General features: G+C 32.2%; 22 protein-coding genes. 3 read left to right on the forward strand and 19 right to left on the reverse strand.

The genetic code is table 11. The features are described 5' to 3' along the window. Positions 1 to 7 precede the first annotated feature (7 nt). The 19 genes from IHE43_RS02355 to IHE43_RS02445 form a co-directional block, all read right to left on the reverse strand. Positions 8 to 1,468: a lipopolysaccharide biosynthesis protein gene (locus tag IHE43_RS02355; RefSeq protein ID WP_192186502.1), complete on the reverse strand. Its 1,461-nt coding sequence runs from the start codon at positions 1,466 to 1,468 to the stop codon at positions 8 to 10. 94 nt (positions 1,469 to 1,562) lie between these two features. Further along, complete coding sequence (locus IHE43_RS02360; RefSeq protein ID WP_192186503.1) at positions 1,563 to 2,009, reverse strand: GNAT family N-acetyltransferase; 447 nt, start codon at positions 2,007 to 2,009, stop codon at positions 1,563 to 1,565. Positions 2,010 to 2,483: 474 nt separating this feature from the next. After that, positions 2,484 to 4,019 carry an AAA family ATPase gene (locus IHE43_RS02365; protein WP_192186504.1) on the reverse strand — a complete coding sequence of 512 codons (1,536 nt, stop codon included), beginning with the start codon at positions 4,017 to 4,019 and terminating at the stop codon, positions 2,484 to 2,486. Between the two features lie 8 nt (positions 4,020 to 4,027). Further along, on the reverse strand, positions 4,028 to 4,858 hold the full coding sequence (locus IHE43_RS02370; RefSeq protein ID WP_192186505.1) for an ATP-binding cassette domain-containing protein: 831 nt from the start codon (positions 4,856 to 4,858) through the stop codon (positions 4,028 to 4,030). Positions 4,859 to 4,860: 2 nt separating this feature from the next. After that, complete coding sequence (locus IHE43_RS02375; RefSeq protein WP_192186506.1) at positions 4,861 to 5,592, reverse strand: ABC transporter permease; 732 nt, start codon at positions 5,590 to 5,592, stop codon at positions 4,861 to 4,863. A gap of 84 nt (positions 5,593 to 5,676) precedes the next feature. Beyond that, positions 5,677 to 7,491, reverse strand: a complete 1,815-nt coding sequence (locus tag IHE43_RS02380) for a phosphate ABC transporter substrate-binding/OmpA family protein (protein WP_192186507.1) — start codon at positions 7,489 to 7,491, stop codon at positions 5,677 to 5,679. A 28-nt stretch (positions 7,492 to 7,519) separates the two neighbouring features. Next, positions 7,520 to 8,641: a hypothetical protein gene (locus IHE43_RS02385; RefSeq protein WP_192186508.1), complete on the reverse strand. Its 1,122-nt coding sequence runs from the start codon at positions 8,639 to 8,641 to the stop codon at positions 7,520 to 7,522. Beyond that, on the reverse strand, positions 8,641 to 9,315 hold the full coding sequence (locus IHE43_RS02390) for a hypothetical protein (RefSeq protein WP_192186509.1): 675 nt from the start codon (positions 9,313 to 9,315) through the stop codon (positions 8,641 to 8,643). Before IHE43_RS02390 ends, IHE43_RS02385 begins: the two co-directional genes overlap by 1 nt. Positions 9,316 to 9,571: 256 nt before the next feature. Next, positions 9,572 to 10,432, reverse strand: coding sequence for an ATP synthase F1 subunit gamma (gene atpG, locus IHE43_RS02395; protein WP_192186510.1), 861 nt, complete (start codon positions 10,430 to 10,432; stop codon positions 9,572 to 9,574). Between the two features lie 91 nt (positions 10,433 to 10,523). Further along, positions 10,524 to 12,101, reverse strand: coding sequence for a F0F1 ATP synthase subunit alpha (atpA, locus tag IHE43_RS02400; RefSeq protein ID WP_074660092.1), 1,578 nt, complete (start codon positions 12,099 to 12,101; stop codon positions 10,524 to 10,526). Positions 12,102 to 12,139: 38 nt separating this feature from the next. Further along, positions 12,140 to 12,673 carry an ATP synthase F1 subunit delta gene (atpH, locus tag IHE43_RS02405; RefSeq protein ID WP_192186511.1) on the reverse strand — a complete coding sequence of 178 codons (534 nt, stop codon included), beginning with the start codon at positions 12,671 to 12,673 and terminating at the stop codon, positions 12,140 to 12,142. Positions 12,674 to 12,677: 4 nt separating this feature from the next. After that, positions 12,678 to 13,178 (reverse strand): F0F1 ATP synthase subunit B, encoded by a 501-nt coding sequence (locus IHE43_RS02410; protein ID WP_192186512.1) that lies wholly within the window; start codon positions 13,176 to 13,178, stop codon positions 12,678 to 12,680. A gap of 122 nt (positions 13,179 to 13,300) precedes the next feature. Further along, the gene (atpE, locus tag IHE43_RS02415; RefSeq protein WP_165828897.1) at positions 13,301 to 13,492 is read right to left on the reverse strand and encodes an ATP synthase F0 subunit C; all 192 of its coding nucleotides are present in this window, start codon (positions 13,490 to 13,492) and stop codon (positions 13,301 to 13,303) included. A 96-nt stretch (positions 13,493 to 13,588) separates the two neighbouring features. Then, the gene (gene atpB / locus IHE43_RS02420; RefSeq protein ID WP_192186513.1) at positions 13,589 to 14,740 is read right to left on the reverse strand and encodes a F0F1 ATP synthase subunit A; all 1,152 of its coding nucleotides are present in this window, start codon (positions 14,738 to 14,740) and stop codon (positions 13,589 to 13,591) included. Between the two features lie 568 nt (positions 14,741 to 15,308). After that, on the reverse strand, positions 15,309 to 15,536 hold the full coding sequence (locus IHE43_RS02425) for an AtpZ/AtpI family protein (RefSeq protein ID WP_192186514.1): 228 nt from the start codon (positions 15,534 to 15,536) through the stop codon (positions 15,309 to 15,311). Further along, positions 15,502 to 15,912, reverse strand: coding sequence for a polymer-forming cytoskeletal protein (locus IHE43_RS02430; protein ID WP_192186515.1), 411 nt, complete (start codon positions 15,910 to 15,912; stop codon positions 15,502 to 15,504). The genes IHE43_RS02425 and IHE43_RS02430 overlap by 35 nt, the downstream gene beginning before the upstream one ends. Positions 15,913 to 15,915: 3 nt before the next feature. Continuing rightward, complete coding sequence (locus tag IHE43_RS02435) at positions 15,916 to 18,528, reverse strand: tetratricopeptide repeat protein (protein WP_192186516.1); 2,613 nt, start codon at positions 18,526 to 18,528, stop codon at positions 15,916 to 15,918. 88 nt (positions 18,529 to 18,616) lie between these two features. Beyond that, positions 18,617 to 19,312, reverse strand: a complete 696-nt coding sequence (locus IHE43_RS02440; RefSeq protein ID WP_192186517.1) for an ABC transporter ATP-binding protein — start codon at positions 19,310 to 19,312, stop codon at positions 18,617 to 18,619. A gap of 96 nt (positions 19,313 to 19,408) precedes the next feature. Next, the gene (locus tag IHE43_RS02445; protein WP_192186518.1) at positions 19,409 to 20,869 is read right to left on the reverse strand and encodes a DUF5687 family protein; all 1,461 of its coding nucleotides are present in this window, start codon (positions 20,867 to 20,869) and stop codon (positions 19,409 to 19,411) included. A gap of 128 nt (positions 20,870 to 20,997) precedes the next feature. Between IHE43_RS02445 and IHE43_RS02450 the strand changes: the two genes are divergently transcribed. From IHE43_RS02450 to IHE43_RS02460, 3 genes are all read left to right on the forward strand, one after another. Beyond that, the gene (locus tag IHE43_RS02450; RefSeq protein ID WP_192186519.1) at positions 20,998 to 22,050 is read left to right on the forward strand and encodes a ferredoxin--NADP reductase; all 1,053 of its coding nucleotides are present in this window, start codon (positions 20,998 to 21,000) and stop codon (positions 22,048 to 22,050) included. 194 nt (positions 22,051 to 22,244) lie between these two features. Beyond that, positions 22,245 to 22,553 (forward strand): hypothetical protein, encoded by a 309-nt coding sequence (locus IHE43_RS02455; RefSeq protein ID WP_192186520.1) that lies wholly within the window; start codon positions 22,245 to 22,247, stop codon positions 22,551 to 22,553. Between the two features lie 315 nt (positions 22,554 to 22,868). Then, positions 22,869 to 23,267, forward strand: coding sequence for a hypothetical protein (locus tag IHE43_RS02460; protein WP_192186521.1), 399 nt, complete (start codon positions 22,869 to 22,871; stop codon positions 23,265 to 23,267). The last annotated feature ends 104 nt before the right edge of the window (positions 23,268 to 23,371 follow it).

Raw genomic sequence — 23,371 nt, forward strand, 5'->3', positions numbered from 1 at the left:
AGTAGGACTACTTTCTATTCATAATTCCTTTGATTGTGTCTTTTTCGTTATGATAAACAAAATACATAAAGCCTAATAATAACGGAATTCCAACGAAATAATTTTCCCTAAATCCATAAAAAGAAATAGCAGAAAACACAATTGAAATTCCCAGATAAGCTCCAATTTTGTTCATATCATAAGGTATTGGGTAATATTTGTTTCCTAAAATATAAGAAATCAGCATCATACTTCCGTAAGCGGAAATAGTTGCAATTGCAGAACCGTAATAACTGTATTTTGGAATCAGGAAATAGTTTAAAACCAAAGTTACTATTGCACCAACAATTGAAATATAGGCACCAATTTTTGTTTTGTCTGTCAGTTTATACCAAACGGATAAATTATTATAAATTCCTAAAAAGAAGTTTGCCAGAATAATTAATGGTACTACTTTCATAGCTTCCCAATAGGATTTATTATCCAATAGCAGAAATTTTAAAATATCTGCAAAAACAATTACTCCCAATAAAATTAAGGATCCCAGAATCACAAAATATTTGGTGATAACCGCGTAGGTCTGAGGTGCATTTTCATTTTTGGCATGACTGAAAAAGAAAGGTTCGATTCCTAATCTAAAAGCTGTTGCAAACAAAACCATAAATAGACCTAATTTATAACAGGCCGAATAAGCTCCAACTTCAGATTTTGCCAAGTTTTCAGGTAATAAATATCCTAAAAGAATTTTATCGAAATGTTCGTTAATAGCAAATGCAAGTCCGGCAACCAAAATTGGCAAACCGTATTTCATCATTTTTTTCCAAAGTACAGGATCGAATTTTCTTCCTAGCGAAAGATAATTTGGAGAAAGCACAACAAAAGTGGCTAAACTTGCCAACAGATTAGCTATGAAAATATAAGCAATCTGGAAGTTCTCAACATATAAATTATCCCAAACCGAATTAGGATTTGAAGCCGCCAATTTTGGTAAATACACTAAAAAGAAAATATTAAGCAATAAATTGATTATAACATTTCCAATTTTTATTGCCGCGTACACCATTGGTCTTTGATTGGCCCTAAGTTTAGAGAATGGCACTAACACCAAAGCATCTAGAACTAAAATCCAAACAGAGTAAGTAACATACTGTGCATCTACTTCGGCAAGGCTTGCTAAGGTGTTTCTAAAAATTAAGGCTACAAACAAGAAAATTATTGATGACCAAAATATTGAAATTGTAGAAGTAGCAATTACATTTTTCTTGTCTTCTTCGGCACTATAGAATCTAAAAAATGCCGTTTCCATTCCGTAAGAAAGAACTACATTAAAGAAAACCATCCAGGACAAAACAATCGAAACTTCGCCATATTCTGCAGTTGGTAAAATACCTGTATACAATCTTACCAATAAAAAGCTCAGCATTCGCGGTAATACTGTTGCTAGTCCGTAAATTGCAGTTTGCTTGAATAGATTTTTATATAATCCCAAAATAATTTAATAATAAAGTTCGTGAAACAAAAATAACCAATTCTTTGGTTTAATACCGATTTTGCAGGTTCAATAAAAAAACTTCAGTGCTTTTTTATTGCGTCAGTTTATCTTCATCCAAAATTTTAACGAAATGAAAACCCTTTGGGCCGTAACCCTGATTGTAGTAAAAACGATGTGCTGCAAAATTTCCTGTAAAAGCATCCAAAACAATACTGCTGCAGTTTAAGCCTTTAGCTTTTTGTTCAATATAATCGGTCAATACTTTTCCGATTCCTTTTGAGCGATGCTCCGGATTAACTACAAAATTATCGATTTCAAGATATTTGCCGGTCCATAATTTAGTGGCAGACCAGCAGCCGGTTATTCCCAGACAAACACCCTCTTCAAAAACACCAATCTGAATATAATTGTGGGGAACCATCTCTGAAAGAAATGATTTGTATTTTTCAATAGAAAGTTTTGGATAAAGAAATCGCATCGTATCAATTTGAGCCAGCATTTCTTCTATTGTAGTCAGTTCCTGAATTTGTAGTTTCATTGTAATAAAAAATAGATTTCAAAAATACTCAATTTTTTTGATTCCGAATTATAGCAAAAAACTTACACATGTGAAATATATAAATTGTCGGCAAAAATTATGTAACATTTTTTTAACAGTCTCTTCTTAAATTTGCTTCATAGGGATTGAGAAAAGCTAGAAATACAACCCTTATAAAAAAGAAAAGCATTGGGACTAATAAAGCTAGTTTGTTCCCACAAAAGACAAAGCACAAGGGATTGATTCTGCTGAAATGTAACCCTCAAAAAAACAGAGCATTGGGATTAATAAAGCTAGTTTGTTCCCACAAAAGACAAAGCACTAGACAGGTGATACATCTGTTAAGTAATTTTATAAAATGGTACTGATTCTCAGTTCTGGATAATTGAGAATCACCATTTTATAACAAGTTACAAAACTAAACTAATTTCCTTACAAAACAAAAGAGCCGACAATTGGGGATGTCGGCTCTTTTTATTTTGATTCTTTATCTTTTACTTCGAAATTAACTTTTTGCTCTGTTTCTTTTGGTTCTGGAATATCTTCTTCTGTAAAAGTTTTTAAAATTTTATTTGTGATTTTTTTCAATTTCACAATTCTGTTAGCCTGATTCTGAACACATTTTTCAAATAGGTTTCTAACCACTCTCGCATTTCCAAAACTTTCATTTTTACTTTCGTAGAGTAGTTCAAAAGTATCGGTTAATTTTTCTTTGGCATCATCAGAAATTATAAAATCGGACTTCAAACAAAATGATTCAAAAATTTGAAATAATTCAGCAGGGGTAAAATGATTAAAATGAAAATATCTATTAAAACGAGAACGTAATCCCGGATTAGACTCTATAAAAATCTTCATTGGTTCAGTATATCCTGCAACAACAACTGCTAAATCTTCCCGATGGTCTTCCATTCTTTTCAGCAGCGTATTTACTGCTTCGGCTCCATAATCATTCCCAAATGCATTTTGAGATAACGCATAAGCTTCATCAACAAATAAAACACCACCAAGGCTCGATTCCACAGCAGCATCAACTTTGGTTGCCGTTTGTCCAACATAGCCAGCAACTAAGCCTTCTCTGTCTGTTTCGTACATCTGACCTTTGGATAAAAAGCCTAAATGTTTAAAAATTCGGCTTAAAAGTCTTGCCACAGAAGTTTTCCCGGTTCCGGGTGGTCCTAAAAAAACAGTATGCAAGGTTATTTCAACATTCTTTAATCCTTGTTTTGATCTTTTCTTTTGTATTTCTAATAAATTGATAAGTTCCGAAACGTCTTTTTTTACTTCTGCTAAACCAACTAATTCATTTAATTCTTTCAGCACTTTTTCTAATGTATCTTCTTCCGGAAGATGATCAATTTCCTTTTTGTCTGTTTTTGATTTATTGAAATCCAAACCAAGATAATTATTGAAAGCTGTTACATTTTCAAATTTTTTATCAAACGCAAACTGAATGAAATTTTGGTATTTATTTAAAATTTCGTCTGCTTTAGTGTGTTTCTTTTCTACTATTATTTCAGGAAGCAAATATTGATTTTGGTAAGCGGTTGAAGCTATTATTGTGTTTTCCTTTTTTATTTTTAAAAGATGATTTTTAAATTCCGCTGTAAAAACCAATTGATTTAACTCATTTACCGAATTTGCATCTGCAAAATGTTTGTTACGTAAAGCGTCATAATAATATGCTAAAACAAACTCTTGCTTTTCATTTTTTTGCTCCGGTTCTCTTTCGTAAAGATCAATAATATCTGAAAGAAAGAAATGTTCTGCTTTAAATAATAAACCTTTTGAAAATACCGGATTTACTGCTTGATTTATTTTCTGAATAAAATCTGTATCTTGATTTAGTACATTGCAAATTTCAAGAATACTTGTAGTTTCTTTTTGTAGATCACTAATAAATGAAGCCGTAAAAACGGCTTCATTAGAATTTATGTTTGTTTCCAAATATTTTTTTAGAGACAAAAATGATTCCTCAATAATCGATATCGGATTGTTCTTTTTTGACATAAGCTAATTTAAGAAATCATCATTTGATGAATAATTTCTTTTGATAATTTTATGTGATCATCACAATAATCTTTCCAGGCTAAGCCCATATCTCTCAGATCATATTTGGCTACGATTGTTCCGTAATGCTCCTGCTTTCCATTAATAGTTGGATAACCAATAACGTAAATAGTCTGCGCCAATTCAATTGCCAATTCAATATCATGCGTTGAAAAAATAACCGTATTAAAATCGGAAGATTTTCCTAACAACTCAAAAGATTTTTTTACTTCTTCGATATTTCCAACATCCAATCCAGAGAAAGGCTCATCCAAAACAATAAATTGATCGGATGAAAACAATTGCTCTATGATAGCAGTCCTTTGTCTTTGTCCTCCGGAAAGTTCGTTAGGATATTTGTCTTTACAATTTTCCAACCCCCATTCTTTCAGGTATTTTTTTATCTTCTCTTCCTTTTCAGTATTCGAAAGCGTTGTTTTTCTTAACGAAAATTTCAAAGCCTGAGTAACTGTTTTGTGTCTGAACAAAGTATATTTTTGATCTACAAAACCAATATCGCCTTCGCTTACAGATTTGGCAGCATTAGGTTCTTTGTTTTCAAAATCTCTAATTAATATTTTTCCGGAATTCGATGGAATCAGTCCGGTTAATGCTTTAAAGAAAGTAGATTTTCCTCTTCCTGATCTTCCAACAAAAGCTACAACTTGTCCTGTACAATCTACCCCATCTCTGATTACATCTTTTTCTACAAGATTAATATCCTTTATAATAATGGTATCATCGTATCCAACGCTTAGATTTTCTACATATAAAAGCGTTTCTTTATATTCGTGTTTCATGATTATATTTTTGAATATCTAAATAGTGCTTTTCTTAAGAAATTTATTCCTGCATCTAAGCCTAAACCTATTAATAAAATAATAATTTGAAGCGCAATGATTCGTCCTGTATTCATGAACTTATCAGAGTTTTTGATTAAAAACCCTAATCCACCAGAGGCTACCACAATCGATTCAACTGTTACCAGCATCATCCAGGTTATGGCAAGATTTTGTCTGATTACATCAATTACATAATCTACTCTTCCTAAAATAATCACCTGCCAAAGCACTTCTAATCGTGTGCATTTTAGCATTTTTGCATGATCAAATTCTTCTTGTGGAATATCTTTGATAACTGCAATTAATGAGGTTGTTAAGAAAGTCGTCAGGAAAATTACCAAGATCCAGACCTGCATTGCTCTTGCATCGTGCACCACCATTGTAATATAAAATGAAAGTCCGGTAAAAGGCAAAAATCTAAATTTTGTAACGAATTCAGCAATTGGCTTTAATAACGGAATTGGCCATGCATAAGCAAATAATAAAGAAATTATCGTGGCTAAAAAAATCGATATAAAACATAAAGACAATGAATTGAAAATATGAACTACCAGACCCTCTTTATATAAATCCTGAAAACCTGTTAAAACCTGAGAAGGAGATGGAAAAAGATGTTTTTCCCCAGCTGTTGTCGCAAACCAAATAATAATCAAAAAAACTAACCAGCCTATTAAAATAAGCGTTCTGTTCATTTTTGATATTTTTTCAAAGGGAGTTAAAAATTTTATCATATTGATTGTAAAAGGCTATCCGTTAAGATAGCCTTTTAATATTTTTTATTTTAATAAAGTGATAACCACACGTCTGTTTGATGCTTTTCCTGAAGCAGTATTATTATCTGCAACCGGATCGCTTTGACCTTTTCCGTCAACTAATTGGAAACGGCTTGCAGGAATACCTTTTTGTTTCAGGTAATTTACAACTGCTTCTGCTCTGCTTTTTGACAAAGCTAAGTTTGCATCTGCATTTCCAACATTATCTGTATGACCAACAATTGTTAATTTTGTGCTTTCAGCTTGCACCAAAAGATTGTAGATTTTTTCTACTTCTTTACTGGATGAATTTGAAATTTCAGCACTTCCCGTATTAAAATTAATTTTCCATTCTCCAGAAGCTACCACTTCTTTTGCTTCTGCACTATAATCTGCTTTATCTGCAGAAGTAGATTCGATATCGTTGATGTTTTTCAGGAAAAACAAGTTTACTGCCTGATCGTAAGGAACAACAGCACCAACATTTTCGTTAAATCCAAACGGATTCAATTCTGTTAAATATCCAGAAACCTGGTTGTAAACTGATTTGTATCTGTTCACTCCATCTGATAAACCAAAATATTGCATAGCATCAGCATAATTGAATACTTTTGAACCACCCATATTATAAGTCAATCCACCTTTTGTTCCTTGTTGTCCTTTGAACATTTTATACCAATATTCAGGAGTTTCAATTTTATAGGTATCAGCAAGTGCTTGTGAAGCTCTTACTTTCCAATCTTCATAATTTTTCATTTGGTTTGAAGCCGTCAGTGCCGATTTCAAAATATTAGAAACAATATCCGGGTTTTTTACAGCCCATTCTTTCACACCAATAATAGCCGTTGGCATTTGATTGTTGAATTCTTTAGTAGAAACGATATCTACAAAACCAGTCAATTTATCAAAAACTGTTTTGTCTCCAGGTGTCCAAGTCGCGCAACCGTCAATTTTTCTGTTTACAGATTTCCCAGTTAATTTTCCGTTTACTACTTCTTTCAAAGTAACAGTCCATCCTGTTGTCTGAGATTTGATTAATTCTTCAGCCGATTTAATATAGTCATCATTCTCTGATGGATAAATATTTACTGCATCTGCATCATAAGTTGTTGGATCCGGATTTACTTTTAATCCGTTTGCAAAACAATAGTTTACAGTAGTAACCCAGTCACCATCCCCAAGAACAGCAGAGATAACAGAACCTTTCATCGTTTTTGGATCAGATTTCCAGCTTGGAGGTCCAATCAATTTATCTTCACCATAACTCATCCCCACTACACCCATAACTTGTAAGTGGTATTTATCTTTTCCGTATTTTTCGTCTAATGATTTTTGAACAGAACTAATATAAAATGGTGCACCATCACCCATGATCATAACAGCAAAAACACTTTTATCTGAAGATGGAAAAGCTTCACCTTTATCAAATTCTTCGATAAATTTCATTTGCATATTGCGTAATTCTGACAACCAGTCCTGACGGATAATTTCAAGATTTACACCGTTTTTTTCCATTAATGATCCTTTTGTCGTTTTTGGACCACCATTAGAAACGATAATTCCAGACTGAGCATTCCAGGCATAACCTGCAATTCTAACTAATGGTTTGTCTGCAACTTCTGAAGATATTTCTGTTGTAGGAAGTGCTATTTTTTCAGCATTGGTTACGTTATTAACATCTGTCGAGTTTAACTCCATACCGTCTAATTGTTTTGAAACAGCTGTTTTAATTCCGGGAGATAAATAATAAACTCCACCTAAAATTACTCCAATTCCAACAATAACGATCAATAATTCAGAAAGAGTGGTTAACTTTTCTGTTCTTAAAATTTTTCCCATTTTTATTTAAAAATTTAATTTAATTGTATTAAAAAATATCTCCAAAACCACCACCAGACATTTTATCTTCTTTGGTCATTTTATAGTTTGGATTTGTATATTTTGTTGAATCAGGAATTGTATTATCACCCGTTTTAATTTCATCTGCCAATGAATCTAATCTTGAATAAAGCTCATCATTATCAACAGAATATTTAGAAGTCAATGCATCGATGTCAATTAAGTTTTCAGAAGTTCTAGCAATATCCTGAGCAATTGTAGACGTTACAACTTCAAGAGCATATTCTAATTCCCAGTCTTTTGTAAACAACATCGCACTTTTTGCACTTTCCGTTGCTTCTTTTGCATTTTTGGCAAATTCATATTCCTTTTGAAGCATCTTAACTGTCACATCAAAATCAGCAATTTTAATGTCGATTGCTGTTCCTGCTAAAGTCAGCTTACGATCCATTTTTCCTAAAACATTGGCACGAACACCATATTTTTGGATAAAACTTTTGCTTTGTTCATATTGTGTAGAAACTCTTTGAGAGTCGCTTAACTTTCTTGCCAATTCACTTTGCAGGGCTACATATTCATCAGTATCTTTTGCTCCAACACCATTTTGTTTTACCATTTCATCCATCGCCGATTTCAATTTTTCGGACTGGCGTTGTAAACTCAAAACATCTTCCTGAAACTCTTTTGCTTCTTTCTCAGATTTGTTGGCTTCAATTTCCATTTCATTTTTAAGACCTTTTAGCTTTGCTTTAGTGTTCTTAAAAACTTCACGGTTTTTAATCATCTTTTGTTTTTGCTCTTCTAACTCATTAAAAGGATTGCTTTGAATTAATGCTTTATGAATATTTTTCGTAGCAAAACGAAGTCCTTTCATAATAACCGGAGCCATCATAACCAAAAAAACCAAAAATACCCCCGTCGCTGATAAAGCAATCGCCTGACCTAACATTGTAAATAATGGTGGAATAATATAAGTCCAGATTAAATAACCACCTACCCCTAATAAACCTAATGCTAAAGCTAAAAACAATGACTTTTCACCTTTTTTAAGCGCACCCGATTTTAGAGCGATTTCTCCTTTCGACTCGTCAAAATGTTTCAGTATTGGTAATGTCAAAAGAGTGCTTCTTTCTTGTTCGTATTTATCCATTATAAATATTGATTAATTCCTGTAATTACAGTATTGATTGAGGTTAATATTTTTTGTTTCGCTAAATTGTTAGCTTCCATTTTTAATTGAATTTCTGAAAGCTGTTCCATATTAACAGGATCAATTTTTTGAAGTTCTATTTTCTTAGTGTCTAACTCTTTTTGAAGTTCAATAATTTTCGCTTCCAAATCGGAAATGCTTTTAGATAAATTATATTTTTCTTTCGTTATTGTATTATCTAAATCAGCCTTTTTAGTTTTGCCAATAGTGTCATATTTAGCATAAACTTTTTCAATTTCTGCGATATAAAAACTACCTTTTTGCAAAAGAAATTCTTTCGTCAAATCAGATTTAATTGATTTACCCATAGTAAAAGCCATCTGATAACTTTGTGGATTTGTTACTCCAACTGCTATAACAGATTTGTAAAGCTCGAAAAAATCAAAACCAGACTCATTCAATGACTCAAAGCCTTTATCATAAACTTCAAAAATTTCGTTTAAAAAAGGATTTGTCAGCGAATTTGTTGGAAATGATTCGGTAGCGTGATTTGGAAACTTACTCTCAGTAGCTGGTAAAACGGGTGCTGTCGATTGAGTCGCAGCTGTTCCCTCTGCATTATTAGTCTCATCATTTATGAAGAGACTCTTCCAATTAAAACTTTCTTTTGCCATTGTTTTAGGTTAAACTATTTTTAATAACTTTTTGGTTGTTAAATGTTATACGCAGAAAGTGTTAAAAAGTTACTAATTTTAAAAGCATAAATATATACTTTTTTAAAATTAAATTATAACTATTTAATTATCAAATCAGTTAATCCTCATAAATTCTCAAAAAACGAAAAAAATATTTCAACAATTTTATTAATTTATTGCACAAAAAAGAGCCAACTAGTAGTTGGCTCTTTTAAATATTTTATTAAAATACTTTTTATCCGTTCAATGCTTCTGCTCCACCAACGATCTCAAGGATCTCATTAGTAATAGCTGCCTGACGTGCTTTATTGTAAGTCAATTTCAATTGGTTTCTTAATTCAGTAGCGTTGTCAGTTGCTTTGTGCATTGCTGTCATACGTGCTCCGTGTTCTGAAGCAAATGAATCACGAATACCTTTGTACAATTGTGTTTTCAGTGATTTTGGAATCAAAGTCAACACAATTTCTTCTTTTGAAGGTTCGAAAATATAATCTGCAGCTGAAACTGGTATATCAGATTTAATTGGAGCCAACGGTAAAAATTGCTCTGTTTGAACAATTTGCGTAGCAGCATTTTTAAACTGATTGTAGATCAATTCGATTCTGTCATATTCTCCAGATAAGAATTTTTCAGTCAAATTATCTGCAATTCCAGCAACATTTTCAAAAGTTAAATGGTCAAAAATTGCATTATGATGACCGTGAACTTTAAAAGTTTTACTTAGTACATCATTTCCTTTTTTACCAATAGGAAAAACATCAACTTGTTTTCCAGCGTAAAACGCAGAACGATTCTTAATCTCTTTAATTACATTTGAATTGAATGCACCACATAAACCTCTGTTAGAAGTTATAGCGACAAGCAATACTTTTTTTACTTCACGTTGTGTTGTATAATCACCTCCAACTTCACCCTCAAGTGTAGCCGAAAGACTTTGCAACAACTCCGTTAATTTCTCGGCATACGGGCGCATCGCAGTGATTGCATCTTGTGCTTTCTTAAGCTTTGCTGCAGAAACCATTTTCATTGCCGATGTAATTTGCATCGTCGATGAAACGGAAGTAATTCTATTACGGATTTCCTTTAAATTTGCCATTTGTCGATTAAAAAAATGTGACAATTTGAAAATTAGATAATTAGAAAGTTTCCGAAGATATTTTCTAATTACCTAATTGACTATTATCTAATTAGATATATTTTGCTGAAATTTCTTTTGCTGCTTTTTCGATTACATCAGTAATGTTGTCATCTAATTTACCAGCTTTCAACGCGTTAAGCGTATCTTTATGTTTACTGTTTAAGTAAGCTAAGAAATCAGCTTCAAATTCTTTTACTTTATTTACAGGAACGCTTTTTAATAAGTTTTTAGAACCAGCGTAAATAATAGCTACTTGATTTTCAACAGGGTAAGGATCATTCAAACCTTGTTTCAAGATTTCAACGTTTCTTCTTCCTTTTTCAATTACGTTTAAAGTAACAGAATCCAAATCAGAACCAAATTTAGCGAAAGCTTCTAATTCACGGAATTGAGCCTGGTCTAATTTTAAAGTTCCAGAAACTTTTTTCATTGATTTAATCTGTGCATTACCTCCAACACGAGATACAGAGATACCTACGTTGATCGCAGGACGAACTCCAGAGTTGAACAAATCTCCATCAAGGAAAATCTGACCATCTGTAATCGAAATTACGTTTGTTGGGATATACGCGGAAACGTCACCAGCCTGAGTTTCGATAATTGGTAATGCAGTTAATGAACCACCACCTTTTACGATAGACTTTATAGAATCTGGTAAATCATTCATGTTTTTAGCAATTCCATCATCAGCAATTACTTTACAAGCACGCTCTAATAAACGAGAGTGTAAGTAGAAAACGTCTCCAGGATATGCCTCACGTCCCGGTGGTCTTCTTAATAAAAGAGAAACCTCACGGTAAGCCACAGCTTGTTTAGATAAATCATCATACACAATAAGTGCAGGACGACCAGAATCTCTAAAGTACTCTCCAATTGCAGCACCTGCGAAAGGAGCATAAACTTGCATTGGAGCCGGATCAGAAGCGTTAGCTGCAACAATAACTGTATAAGCCATTGCACCTTTTTCTTCTAACATTTTAGCGATTCCTGCCACAGTTGAAGCTTTTTGCCCAATTGCAACATATATACAGAATACAGGTTTTCCTGCATCGTAAAATTCTTTTTGATTTAAGATTGTATCGATACAAACAGTTGATTTACCTGTTTGACGGTCACCAATAACAAGCTCACGTTGTCCACGACCAACCGGGATCATAGCATCTACTGCTTTTACTCCAGTTTGTAATGGCTCAGTAACTGGCTGACGGAAGATAACTCCAGGAGCTTTTCTTTCTAAAGGCATTTCGTATAAGTCTCCACCAATTGGTCCTTTTCCATCAATTGGAAAACCAAGAGTGTTTACTACACGCCCTACCATTTGCTCACCTACTTTAAGAGAAGCAATACGTTGTGTTCTTTTTGCTGTTGATCCTTCTTTGATTCCTGTTGATGGTCCTAAAAGTACCACACCAACATTGTCTTCTTCAAGGTTCAATACAATAGCTTCAAGTCCGTTTTCAAATTCAACTAACTCACCATATTGTACATTCGATAGCCCGTAAATACGAGCAATACCATCTCCAACTTGAAGTACCGTTCCTACTTCCTCTAGCGTAGCACCAGATTCAAAACCTTCTACTTGCTTTCTTAATATTGCTGAAATTTCAGCAGGTTTGATTTCCGCCATCTTAATTTATAATTTAGACACTTTTATGTGTAATAAAACTAATTACTTAACTCTCTTTTTAATACTTGTAATCTGTTTGCAACAGAAGCGTTGTATTGTTGATCACCTATTCTTAAAATAAATCCTCCAATGATTGATGGATCTACTATATTCTCAATTGTAATTTTTTTGTCTGACAAAGTTGAAACTTTTGCTAAAACTTTAGCTTCTAAAGCTGCATCCATAGGAATAGCAGTGGTAACTTTCGCTACTTCAATTCCATTACTTTCGTCAAAAACTCTGCTGTATTCTACTGCGATTGCCTCTAGAATTTCGAATCTTTTGTTTTCGAATAATAAATGAAATAAACCTTTAGTCACACCATTTACATTCGCAAAAACTTCTAAAAGAGCACTTTCTTTAACCTCCACTCTTGTAGTTGGGTTTTGAATAAATGTACTCAATTCTAAATTGCTTTCAATTGTAGATGCAATAGATTTCATATCGTTATTTACAGCTTCGGCAACACCTTTAGAGTTTGCTAAGTCTAGAATTGCTTTTGCATAACGAATTGCTGCTCTTGTACTTGCCATAATCTTAGTTTAACTTTACGTCACCTAACATTTTCTCTACTAATTTAGTTTGAGATTCTTTGTTAGATAATTCATCTTTCAATAATTTTTCAGCGATGCTTAGTGATAAAGTTGAAACTTGTGATTTCAATTCAGCCATAGCAGCATTTTTTTCACCTTCGATAGCCGCTTTAGCCTGCTCGATCATTTTTTGACCTTGCGCTTGTGCTTCGTTTTTAGAATCAGCAATCATTTTCTCTTTCATTTCACGAGCTTCTTTCAACATCGCGTCACGTTCTGCACGAGCTTCGTTCAAAATTCTTAGATTATCAGCCTGAAGGTTTTCCATTTCTTTTCTTGCATTTTCTGCAGAAAGTAATGCATCTTTAATACCTTGCTCTCTATCATTTACTGCATCAAGAATTGGTTTCCACGCGAATTTTTTCAACAAAAGAATTAATCCAACAAATATTAGTATTTGCCAGAAAAACAAACCGAACTCAAACTGATTTATTAACTTATCCATTATATATAATTATAAATTTTAAATTATGTCTTTTTTAAAATTACCATTTGGCAATTTGAATGTTTTAATTTTAAAACAATAGTTACAACCAACCGTTGCAACTATTGTTTTTTGGGTTTTAACTAAGATGCGAATAACGCAGCGAAACCAATACCTTCAATAAGTGCAGCAGCGATAAGCATAGCTGTTTGGATTTTTCCAGAAGCTTCTGGTTGACGAGCGATAGCGTCCATTGCTGAACCACCGATTCTACCAATTCCTAATGCTGCTCCGATTACGATTAATCCTGCTCCAACGATATTTGGAATTTCCATAATAAATATATTAAAAATTAAACATTCAATTTTGTTATAGATTTTTGAATCTGGATTCTAGAATAATATCTAAATCCAGGATCTTGAATCTAAGTTTTAATGATGAGCTTCTTCTTCGTGATGATGCTCTTCAACTGCTGAACCAAAATAAAGTGCAGACAGCATTGTAAAAATATAGGCTTGTAAAAAGGCAACTAAAATTTCAAGTATAGAAAGTACAAATGACAATCCAAAAGATAAACTGCTTCCAATCCAGCTTTTAAAGATAAACATTAATCCGATGATACTCATTAAAACTATGTGACCAGCAAAGATATTAGCGTACAAACGAATCATTAATGAGAATGGTTTAATAAAAACTCCCAATAATTCAATTGGTGCTAAAATAATTCTCATTGGTTTTGGTACGCCTGGCATCCAGAAAATGTGACCCCAATAATTTTTATTTGCTGTAAGGTTTGTAATTAAGAAAGTCAGGATTGCTAACGAGAATGTAATTGTTAAGTTACCTGTAGCATTAATCCCTAGTGGAGTTAATCCGAAAATATTTAAAAACAATACAAAGAAAAAGATAGTCAATAAATAACTCATATATTTTCTGTAATGCTTTTCACCAATATTTGGAATTGCAATTTCATCACGGATGTAAACTACTAATGGTTCAAAAATTCTTCCAGCTCCAGAAGCAATTCCTCCATTTTTAGCATAAGATTTTGCTAAGCTGGAAAACAACCACAACATTAGTAAAGCTGCTGCAAAAATTGAAACTACTGTTTTAGTAATTGAAAAATCTAAAGGACGAACATTTGTTGGATGCCCGGTTTTTTCATCTTCAATAATTGTTCCTGTCGCATCTGTTCTGTAGATTTTACCATCATGATGATTAATCACATAATAGTTTCCATTAGATTCAGCTACCGCGTGACCATGATTAAATTTTGATGAAGAAAAAACATGTAGACCATTATCCCAGATAATAACCGGTAGAGAGAAACCATAATACTTTCCTGTCTCATCATCCTGAGTCAAAGTAAAATCATGAGAATCTAAAACGTGATGATTCACGAAAGCTTTGATTTTAGATTTTACATCAGTTGGTTCTGCATGATGGCCTTCTGCAGCAGCTTCGTGAGCCGCTTCAGTTTGAGTATGTGCAACGTCTTTTTCCGCATTAGCAAAACTAATTACAGGAAGACAAGCTAATAAAGCTACAAGAATAAATCTGAGTGGTTTGTTTGAAATCACCATATCTGTTGAAAATCTTATTTTTTTACGTTTCTAAAATTTGGTGCAAAGGTACATTTTTTATTAATATTCAAAAGGATATGAAAAATTATTTTTGAACCTTGTTTTACAGAATCCCTATTTTAACGCTTTTTGTTTAATAATCGGACAGTTAAAAGCGTTTCAAATAACAAAAACAAAATAAATGTTACAAAAAAATTAGTTTTTTCAACAGACGCGTTGTGAATTTTATCAGATAAAATCGGTCTCAAAACTAAATAAGAAAAAAACATTTGAATTAAAGTTCCCATCATGAACATCATTCCTATACTGTCAAAATTTTTAGTCGTAATCTTCAATAACACCATAAAGAATACTGTTGTAAATGCAAAAAAAATCAAATACAAGGATTCGATACTGTAATGAAAATTTTGATTTGGGATATCAAAAAATATAAAAACTGCTTTGTGCAAAATATAGGATGCTAAAGCAAAAAAGAATAAATGTAAAATCGGTTGGTACGTTTTTAAAAGCATTTCAATAATTTTATGCAAATATGCAACATTTATTTAAAGCTCTTTTAAAAGTAAAATTACTTTGTTTTATTGATTTCGTTTACCTGACGAATAACATTATACAATGCCAGAGCAACACCAACCATTACTAATACCTTATTATAATATATTTTTGGGCTTGGATGATTTTCATCTAACCAGGTTCCTAGATAAGAAAACAAGAAAATAATAACCCCCATTTGAATGGGTATATTGATTAATGCAATCCATTTATTCCTTTGATTTTTGTTCGGTTCCTTTTCCATCTTTTAAAGATACTTCTTTAGAATTTGTTAGCATGGTACAAGTAGCAGTAAATTCAGCTCCCGGTTCTATAGATAATTTTCCAACAGCAACTTCTCCTTGAATATGTGCTGTGGCTTTTATATTAAGGATTTCCAAAACTTTTAATTTTCCCTGAAACTCGCCTTCAATATCAGCGTTGTGACATATAATTTCGCCTTTTACAATTCCTGATGGCCCTATAACCAGTTTTCCCTGCGAAGTAAAATTCCCTATCAATTCTCCATCTAATCGAAAATCGGCTTTAGAAACAATATCTCCTATAATAGATGTTCCTTCAACTATTCTATTTGTTTTACCTAAAAGTTCTGTGCCGTTCTTTTTTGCTTTCTCAAACATGTTTTATGGATTTTTTGGCGCTAAATAAGTCTCAAGATTTTTTTTGATTTGAATCACTTTGTAATTATCACTCGAAATAATTATTGCCGGCTGTGTGATTTTATACTTTTTATCGTCTCTAAAAACTCCTGAAAGATCTCTGGCATATGCCTCAGATTTTACTCCATGGATAACTACAAAACTTTGGGTTTTATTGTATTTATCTAAAGAAGTTGTTAGTCGCTCATAATTTTCAACTAACAAAAATACTCTAATAGCTTCTTCAATTTTTTTAATTGTTTGAGAATCATTATTAGAAACTAAATATAAAATTTTCCAGTTTTTTCCATCTACTGCGGTAAAATCAAGTTTTTCCAAACTCGGAATTTGTTTCTCTAAAATTTCACGTGCATTTTTTCCTTCTTCACTGTTTGGATAATTATCTGCAACGTTTTCTAGCCCTTTTTTATAAGCCGTCAGACCATTTACTTTTCCTAATGTATTAGCTTTCAGTAATTCATATTTAGAAACAATTTCATCGCCGGCATATTGATTAATTAAATTATCAATATTATCTAAAACAACATCAAATTGCTCTTCTTCATATAATTTATACCACTTTTTATATTCTTTATCAGGCGACGCCAAATCACCAGCATTTGTATTATTTAAAATTTGAGCATATCTGGAAGCCGGATAATTTCCTGTAATATCAGATTTTACTTTCTCGGCTTTAGCCGGATTTGTAATTTGATATATTTTATACAAATTATACATCGATGGCAATACCAGTTTTTCTTCAGGATTGTTTCTTAACAATTGTTCTAATTTATCGCTGGCTAAATTATATTCCTTGAATTTTTCTTTATAAATAAGTCCTAACTGATAATAGGCAAAATTTCGTTCTTTACCAATACTATCCATAACAACCTGACTTGTTGGAAGCTGTTTTTCGTAAAACGCCGTCGTATATTTTTCAACTACTACAGAATCCTTTAATGCATTAATCGAATCCTGACGAATACTTAGTGAATCTTTGATCGCAGGATTAAAAATAGTTTTTGAGCCTAGACGCCAATTTCCGGTTAAAGATCGGTTTCCCCACATTTTTCTGAATTGTACCTTTCCGTACGCAACCGTTGTTGGATTGTAAAAATAAAATGTACTCGCCTGATCATTTGCACCTGGAGGATTAAATGCTCCTCCTCCCGCCAAATCAGTAGGGACTGGTGCTTGCGGATTTACAGCTGTCGGTAAGTTACCTGCTTTTGAATTACGCTCCACATTTTCCAGTTTCTCTTTTTCCTTTTCTTCAAAAATACGTTTTGCCTCATCTTTCTTTTTAAGTTCAGCAATATAATTTTCAAAATAGGCTTTTCTTTCTACTTCTGGTAAACCATAAACCTTTATAATACTGTCATTGCGCTTGGCAATTCCTTCGTATTTTATAACATTGTCTAAATTTTTTCGGTTTTTTTCAATAAAAGCAAATTCCCTGCTTTTAGGATCTAATTTCACCAATGTACTGTCATAATATTTGGCAGCCATGGTATAATCTGTATTTTTAAAATACATGTTTCCAATGTTTCTATAAGTCGAAGCTACCAAATAAGGATCTTTCGATTTTCTGGCTAACGATTTGTTATAAAATTCCAGTGCGTTTTCCTGTTCTTTATAATTGTCGAAAAAAACTCCCATTTCATAAAAAAGGATATCGTAATAAGGTCTGTTTTCGCGATCGTCTACCAATTTGTTATAGGCTTCAATAAACATATCCTGATCACCATTTTCATAGTCAAACATCTGAGCTTTTCTCGCGTAAGCATGCATCATGTATTTTCGATCAGCTTTGCGGTTCATGTCGATTACGCCATTATAAAAATAAATCGCGCTATCTTTTTTTCCGGCTTCCTGATACATCTGCCCCAAAATAAAACGATAACGTGCTTTGTCTTCATTTATTCTAGAGAAATCTTCTGCAATTCTAAGTTTCGCTACAGCACTATCTTTTTGTTCTAAATGTAAAAAAGCTTCGGCCAGTAACGCATTTGCATCTGAAAATGTTTGCTTATTTAAGTCCGTATTTTTTAATAAAAGCCTAATGTTTTTTACAACAATAGCATCATTTCCTAAACGCATATTGGTTTTTTCACGCCAGATTTTTGCTGTGTAAATATTACTGCTATTTGGGTATTTATATAAAATATAATTGAATGCCTCCAGAGCCGGAATAAAACGCTGATCATAATAACGCGCTTTCCCCAGCATTAAGTACGCCTCATCAATTTGGGAGTTTTTTTCCCTTCCGCCGATATTCATGGAGTGTTTCTGAATTGCTTTTGTTGCTTTTGTTTCAGCTAATTCAAAATCAGGGTTTTTAGCTTTTTCTTCTCCTGAATAATTTTCGTCAACCTGCATTTTTTCAATGGGCAGCATCTTCCAAAAATTATCCTGATCATTTGCCTGAATAGATTTTAAACCTTTTTCAAGCCCAATACCTCCATTGTACAAAATGTTATATTTTGTACTTAAAGCATGGGAATTTCTAGACACAAAAGTGTTCTTTTTGGTAGAGCAAGCTATCAAAAAGAATAAAAACACGAACGGAAAACAATATTTTAGAGTATTCTTTTTCAATAGAAAAGAGTTTAAATCCATTAACTTCTAAAAAGGCTTTTTAGTATAATGACTGGTAAAAATACGCTTCTTTTTGAAATATAGAAACTTAAACAGCAAAAAACGATTCCAGTTCCTGAAGTGTCTCTTTTGAGGTCTGAATATCTTTCACTATTTCCCCTTTATTTAATGCTACAATTCGGTCACAAACCTCGACAGTATGCTGCAAATCGTGACTCGAAACCAAAACCGTAACATTTGGATTTTCTGCCAAATCTTTAATAATCTTTTTTAAGCGGCTAACTGTTGTTGGATCTAAATTTGCAAAAGGTTCATCTAAAATAACGACTTCCGGATTTCCTATTAGTGTAGCAATTATGCCGACTTTCTTCTGGTTTCCTTTAGATAAATCACGCAGGTATTTTTTGTTGTTCAGAATTTCTCCATTAAAAAACTCTTCATGTTGCGCTAACAACGTATCGATATCAGCTTTATTCTGATGGCGTAAATCGCCAATAAAATAAAAGTATTCTTCAGGAGTTAGATAGCCAATAAGGAAACTTTCATCTAAAAATGATCCTGTAAAAGATTTCCAGTTTTCATTTGTATTAACCTGAATGTTATTGCTTGTGATATGCCCCGTTGAAGGCTGAATCAAATCTAATAACAAACTGAAAAAAGTGGTTTTTCCTGCTCCGTTATTACCTACTAATCCAAAACTTTGTCCTTTTGGAATTTCAAGATTGTTGATGTTTAAAACTGTTGTTCCGTTATATTTTTTTGAAAGTTGATTTACTTGTATCATAGTAATTTTAGATTTTTGTCCCGAAGTCTCGGGATTGATTTACGATTAAGTCAATTGATGTTAATTATCTAATTGACACATTATCAAATTGACTAATTAATTCTTTTGTTTATAGGCGCTGATCGTACTATATTTTTCGATCTTATATCTTTTTTCGATTAAGGAGAAAACCGAATTTCTAAATACAAAACCTAAAACTCCTGCTCCTGCAACCAATAATAATCCGAGGGTTTTGTCTCCCAAATAAAGTCCCAGACCGTAAAGTCCTAATGGCAATAATAATTTTGGCAAGGTCAATAACATGGCACTCACGTTGAATGCTTTTTTGTCTCCAAAAGCACCACTGGCATTACTCAAATCGATTGGTGTTTTAGTAAATGCACCTCCCAAAAGCACCAAATGCGAATTAACCCCAATATTATAAATTGCACCAACAACAATTGTCAGGTAAACTTCCCATCCGTAAAAAAGGTAAAACGAGGCTAATATTGTCGAGATAAAAGTGGCAATAACAACAAGCCACCATTTTGAAGTAATATAACCCCTGTATGGAATATTTTGTGTCATCATTAATTGATAATACGAACTATCCCAACTTGGTACAAACTGTCCGAAGACAAATAAAAATCCGCCCGACACGAAGATTCCGGCAAAAATATACATTACCGCAGGTTGATGTGTATTCCCAAAAAAAATCAATCCATAAAACAAAAAGAAAAAACTCATTATCAGTGTAGTTTTCGATCTTTTATTTCTTCGGATTAATTTAATATCATTTTTAAGAAATGTTCCTAATGTTCCAAATTGATTTAACCAAACCAGATTTTCGGTTGCTGCAATATCTTCTTTTTTAGAAAGTCCTGCATCTAAAAATAAATTATTTTTAAAGTACTTAAATGTAAATTGATAAAGTCCAATTAGCACTAAAACCGGAATTAAAAACAATCCCTTTTGAGAATATAATCCCTGAAAAAAAGGCGTTGTAAAAACAGTAATATCAAATAATTTATAATATTGTGCTGCTCCCAAACCAATTGCAATTCCCACAAAAACAATAAATAATTTGTCAATATTGCTTAGAATAATATTTAAAAAATTATTGATATATATTAAAGAGAAAATCGCCAGAAGCCACATTATGATTCCGATAATATCATAACCTTCTAATGCCAGCACAATCGAAAAAGGAACAAAGAAAAGTGCGTGACCCCAGTTAAAAAAAGACAATGCTGTTTTCCCTAATGAAAAGTGAACAATCGTTGGTTTTTTAAAAGGTAAAACTAATAAGGGTTTAATATTTAAAACCGGAATTGCCTGCATCAATAAACGAATTACCAGATCAAACAGAAAATAATAGATTAAAAATTTATTGATTGTTATTAATGGTTCGAAGTTCATTTTTTTCAATAAATAAAATGCTCCAACACCTGCTCCAATAAAAAGCAGTGAAAAATAAATCATTAAAAAACCTAACAAAATTTTCATTGCCAGGTTCGCTCCAAACGACGCCGATCTGGTAAAGGCTTTCCATTCGAGATAAATAAACTTTTTAATCATGGTTAATTGGTTTTGAGTTTTGTAGTAAGAGATCAAATGTAAGAAAACGTTACAAAAAAAGTTAAAAATAATAGTTTAGTACCTGTGAATTAATCTCTGTTTGCTACTTTTGCATAAAATATACAATCATGCCTTCATTCTTAAAACTGATAATTAAAGAGGTAAAACGCGAAACAACCGATGCCGTTTCTATACTTTTTAATGTTCCAGAGGAACTAAAACCAGACTATAAATTTATTGCAGGACAATATATAAATTTAAAATTAACTCTTGATAATCAAGAAATTCGTCGTGCTTATTCCATTTGTTCTGCACCAGAAAGTGGTGAATTGCGAATTGCTGTAAAAGCAGTCAAAAACGGATTGTTCTCTCAATTTGCTAATACGAAACTGAAAGCTGGAGATGTTCTTGAAGTAGGTCATCCGGAAGGAAAATTTACTTTTGAACCAGATGCTGAGAGACAAAAAAATTATGCTGCTTTTGTAGCAGGAAGTGGAATTACTCCTGTACTTTCTATTATAAAATCAGTCTTAAAAAGCGAGCCAAAAAGCTCATTTGTATTAGTTTACGGGAATAAAACTCCTAACGAAACTATCTTTCATCAGGAACTTCACGATTTGCAATTAAAATATGTTGGGCGTTTTTTCGTGCATTATGTATTTAGTCAGGCGAAAGCTGAGAATGCATTGTTTGGAAGAATCGAAAAATCTGCAGTGAATTTTGTTCTGAACAACAAACACAAAGAACTTCAATTTGACAAGTTTTATTTGTGCGGACCTGAAGAAATGATTAATACGGTTTCTGATATTTTGAAAGAGAAAAATGTAAAAGAATCGGCTATTAAGTTTGAACTTTTTACTACTTCATCACAAGAACATGAAATAAAAACTTCGCTTGAAGGACATACAAAAATTACAGTTTTAGTTGATGATGATGAAGTTTCTTTTGAAATGTCTCAAAAACAAACGATTCTGGATGCAGCTTTAAAACAAGGAATTGATGCTCCATATTCTTGCCAGGGCGGAATTTGCAGCAGCTGTTTAGCACGCGTAACTGCTGGAACTGCAGAGATGACAAAAAATTCTATTTTAACGGATAAAGAAATCGCTTCTGGCTTAATTTTAACTTGTCAGGCACACCCAACTTCAGAATCTATTTACGTAGATTATGATGATGTGTAGAGCGTAAAATTCCAATATTTTAAATTCCAAATTCCAATCTTACAATTGGAGCTTGGAATTTTTTTATTTTATAATATTTTTTATTTTTTTGTAAGTTTTTTAATATTTTTGTAGGATTTAAACTTCAAATTACATTACCCTACTATGATTGGAATTTGGGATTTAAAAAAATTGGAATTTAATATTTAACTATTATGAGATCAGTTAGAGAAATTTTTAAAAATAAGGAACATCTTTTAGAAGAGCCTGAAGTCGAAAAACTTATTGAATATTGTGAAGAGCTTCAAGATGAAATTGTAGAGTTTAAATTCCAAAAAAACAATAACAAAGAACTTGCGATGCTAGATATGCTCAAAGAAGTTATAAAGGGATGCAATTCTATAGAAAAAGAACAAATGGAACACGAACGATTTGGTTATGAAGCTCCAAACTATGAAGCTACGATTTCGAATCTTAAGGAATACATTTATAACAGATGTCAGGAAGAGAAAATATGGCTGTGACAAATTCCAATATACAAATTCCAAATTCCAACTTTATAATTGGAATTTGGAATTTTTTATTAACACCTTCCTTCTTTGTCAGAGTTTAAAATTTGACAAATTCATAATACAGTTGTCACTTCGAAAAATGTAAGTCGGCCAACAATAACACCTTTGAACAATGTGTAAAAAAACGAATAAAAATTAACTATTTTTTAAAAAATGTGGTAAATATTTAGTATATTAGTAGTGCGATTAGCTCTTACACCTTTTTTCATCTTAAAATAAGTTTGTAAAGCTATATCTTTTGTCAACAAGTTTAAAACATTAAATATTATGGCAATGCATCACTACCTTCGTCTGTCTTTTATATTACTCTTTGTAATAACATCTTTTTTTTGTGTCTACTTAATAATTAAAAAAAGAAGAAACAGAAAAGGCCCTAAATTACTTTCAAAAGAAAAGTATAGTTCATCAATCAGTGAGGGAATGGCAGAAATATCAGTCTCTAATGGTACTTTTTTTAATATTTGGCCCTACGTAAGTGAATTAAAAGCAGCCAAAATTTTATCCAATAAAATTAAAGAATCAGAATTGATATATAAAGTTTATAGGAATTCAACCGAAGATTTTGAACATGTTTTACTGGCTACTGAAAAAGAAAATCATTTTGTTAAAATTGTTGTTGATAGAAACAAAAAGAAACCAATGGGATATCTTTTTCTTGATTTATGAGAAATGAGTCATAATCTTAAAACTTAGACAAAAATTATTCCCAAAATAAAAAATTCCAAATCCCAATTGTTAAGTTGGGATTTGGAATTTTTTTATTGGAATTT

This window comes from Flavobacterium sp. MDT1-60 (assembly GCF_014844035.1).
Lineage (GTDB): Bacteria > Bacteroidota > Bacteroidia > Flavobacteriales > Flavobacteriaceae > Flavobacterium.

Bases quoted from the DNA above. Each gene is read 5' to 3' on its own strand.
- IHE43_RS02375 (WP_192186506.1), bottom strand. From the start codon at position 5,592: ATGAACAGAACGCTTATTTTAATAGGCTGGTTAGTTTTTTTGATTATT.
- atpH (WP_192186511.1), bottom strand. From the start codon at position 12,673: ATGGCAAGTACAAGAGCAGCAATTCGTTATGCAAAAGCAATTCTAGAC.
- IHE43_RS02450 (WP_192186519.1), top strand. From the start codon at position 20,998: ATGCCTTCATTCTTAAAACTGATAATTAAAGAGGTAAAACGCGAAACA.
- IHE43_RS02460 (WP_192186521.1), top strand. From the start codon at position 22,869: ATGGCAATGCATCACTACCTTCGTCTGTCTTTTATATTACTCTTTGTA.
- IHE43_RS02365 (WP_192186504.1), bottom strand. From the start codon at position 4,019: ATGTCAAAAAAGAACAATCCGATATCGATTATTGAGGAATCATTTTTG.
- IHE43_RS02445 (WP_192186518.1), bottom strand. From the start codon at position 20,869: ATGATTAAAAAGTTTATTTATCTCGAATGGAAAGCCTTTACCAGATCG.
- IHE43_RS02390 (WP_192186509.1), bottom strand. From the start codon at position 9,315: ATGGCAAAAGAAAGTTTTAATTGGAAGAGTCTCTTCATAAATGATGAG.
- IHE43_RS02360 (WP_192186503.1), bottom strand. From the start codon at position 2,009: ATGAAACTACAAATTCAGGAACTGACTACAATAGAAGAAATGCTGGCT.
- atpB (WP_192186513.1), bottom strand. From the start codon at position 14,740: ATGGTGATTTCAAACAAACCACTCAGATTTATTCTTGTAGCTTTATTA.
- IHE43_RS02385 (WP_192186508.1), bottom strand. From the start codon at position 8,641: ATGGATAAATACGAACAAGAAAGAAGCACTCTTTTGACATTACCAATA.
- IHE43_RS02380 (WP_192186507.1), bottom strand. From the start codon at position 7,491: ATGGGAAAAATTTTAAGAACAGAAAAGTTAACCACTCTTTCTGAATTA.
- atpA (WP_074660092.1), bottom strand. From the start codon at position 12,101: ATGGCGGAAATCAAACCTGCTGAAATTTCAGCAATATTAAGAAAGCAA.
- atpE (WP_165828897.1), bottom strand. From the start codon at position 13,492: ATGGAAATTCCAAATATCGTTGGAGCAGGATTAATCGTAATCGGAGCA.
- IHE43_RS02425 (WP_192186514.1), bottom strand. From the start codon at position 15,536: ATGGAAAAGGAACCGAACAAAAATCAAAGGAATAAATGGATTGCATTA.
- IHE43_RS02455 (WP_192186520.1), top strand. From the start codon at position 22,245: ATGAGATCAGTTAGAGAAATTTTTAAAAATAAGGAACATCTTTTAGAA.
- IHE43_RS02410 (WP_192186512.1), bottom strand. From the start codon at position 13,178: ATGGATAAGTTAATAAATCAGTTTGAGTTCGGTTTGTTTTTCTGGCAA.
- atpG (WP_192186510.1), bottom strand. From the start codon at position 10,432: ATGGCAAATTTAAAGGAAATCCGTAATAGAATTACTTCCGTTTCATCG.
- IHE43_RS02370 (WP_192186505.1), bottom strand. From the start codon at position 4,858: ATGAAACACGAATATAAAGAAACGCTTTTATATGTAGAAAATCTAAGC.
- IHE43_RS02440 (WP_192186517.1), bottom strand. From the start codon at position 19,312: ATGATACAAGTAAATCAACTTTCAAAAAAATATAACGGAACAACAGTT.
- IHE43_RS02430 (WP_192186515.1), bottom strand. From the start codon at position 15,912: ATGTTTGAGAAAGCAAAAAAGAACGGCACAGAACTTTTAGGTAAAACA.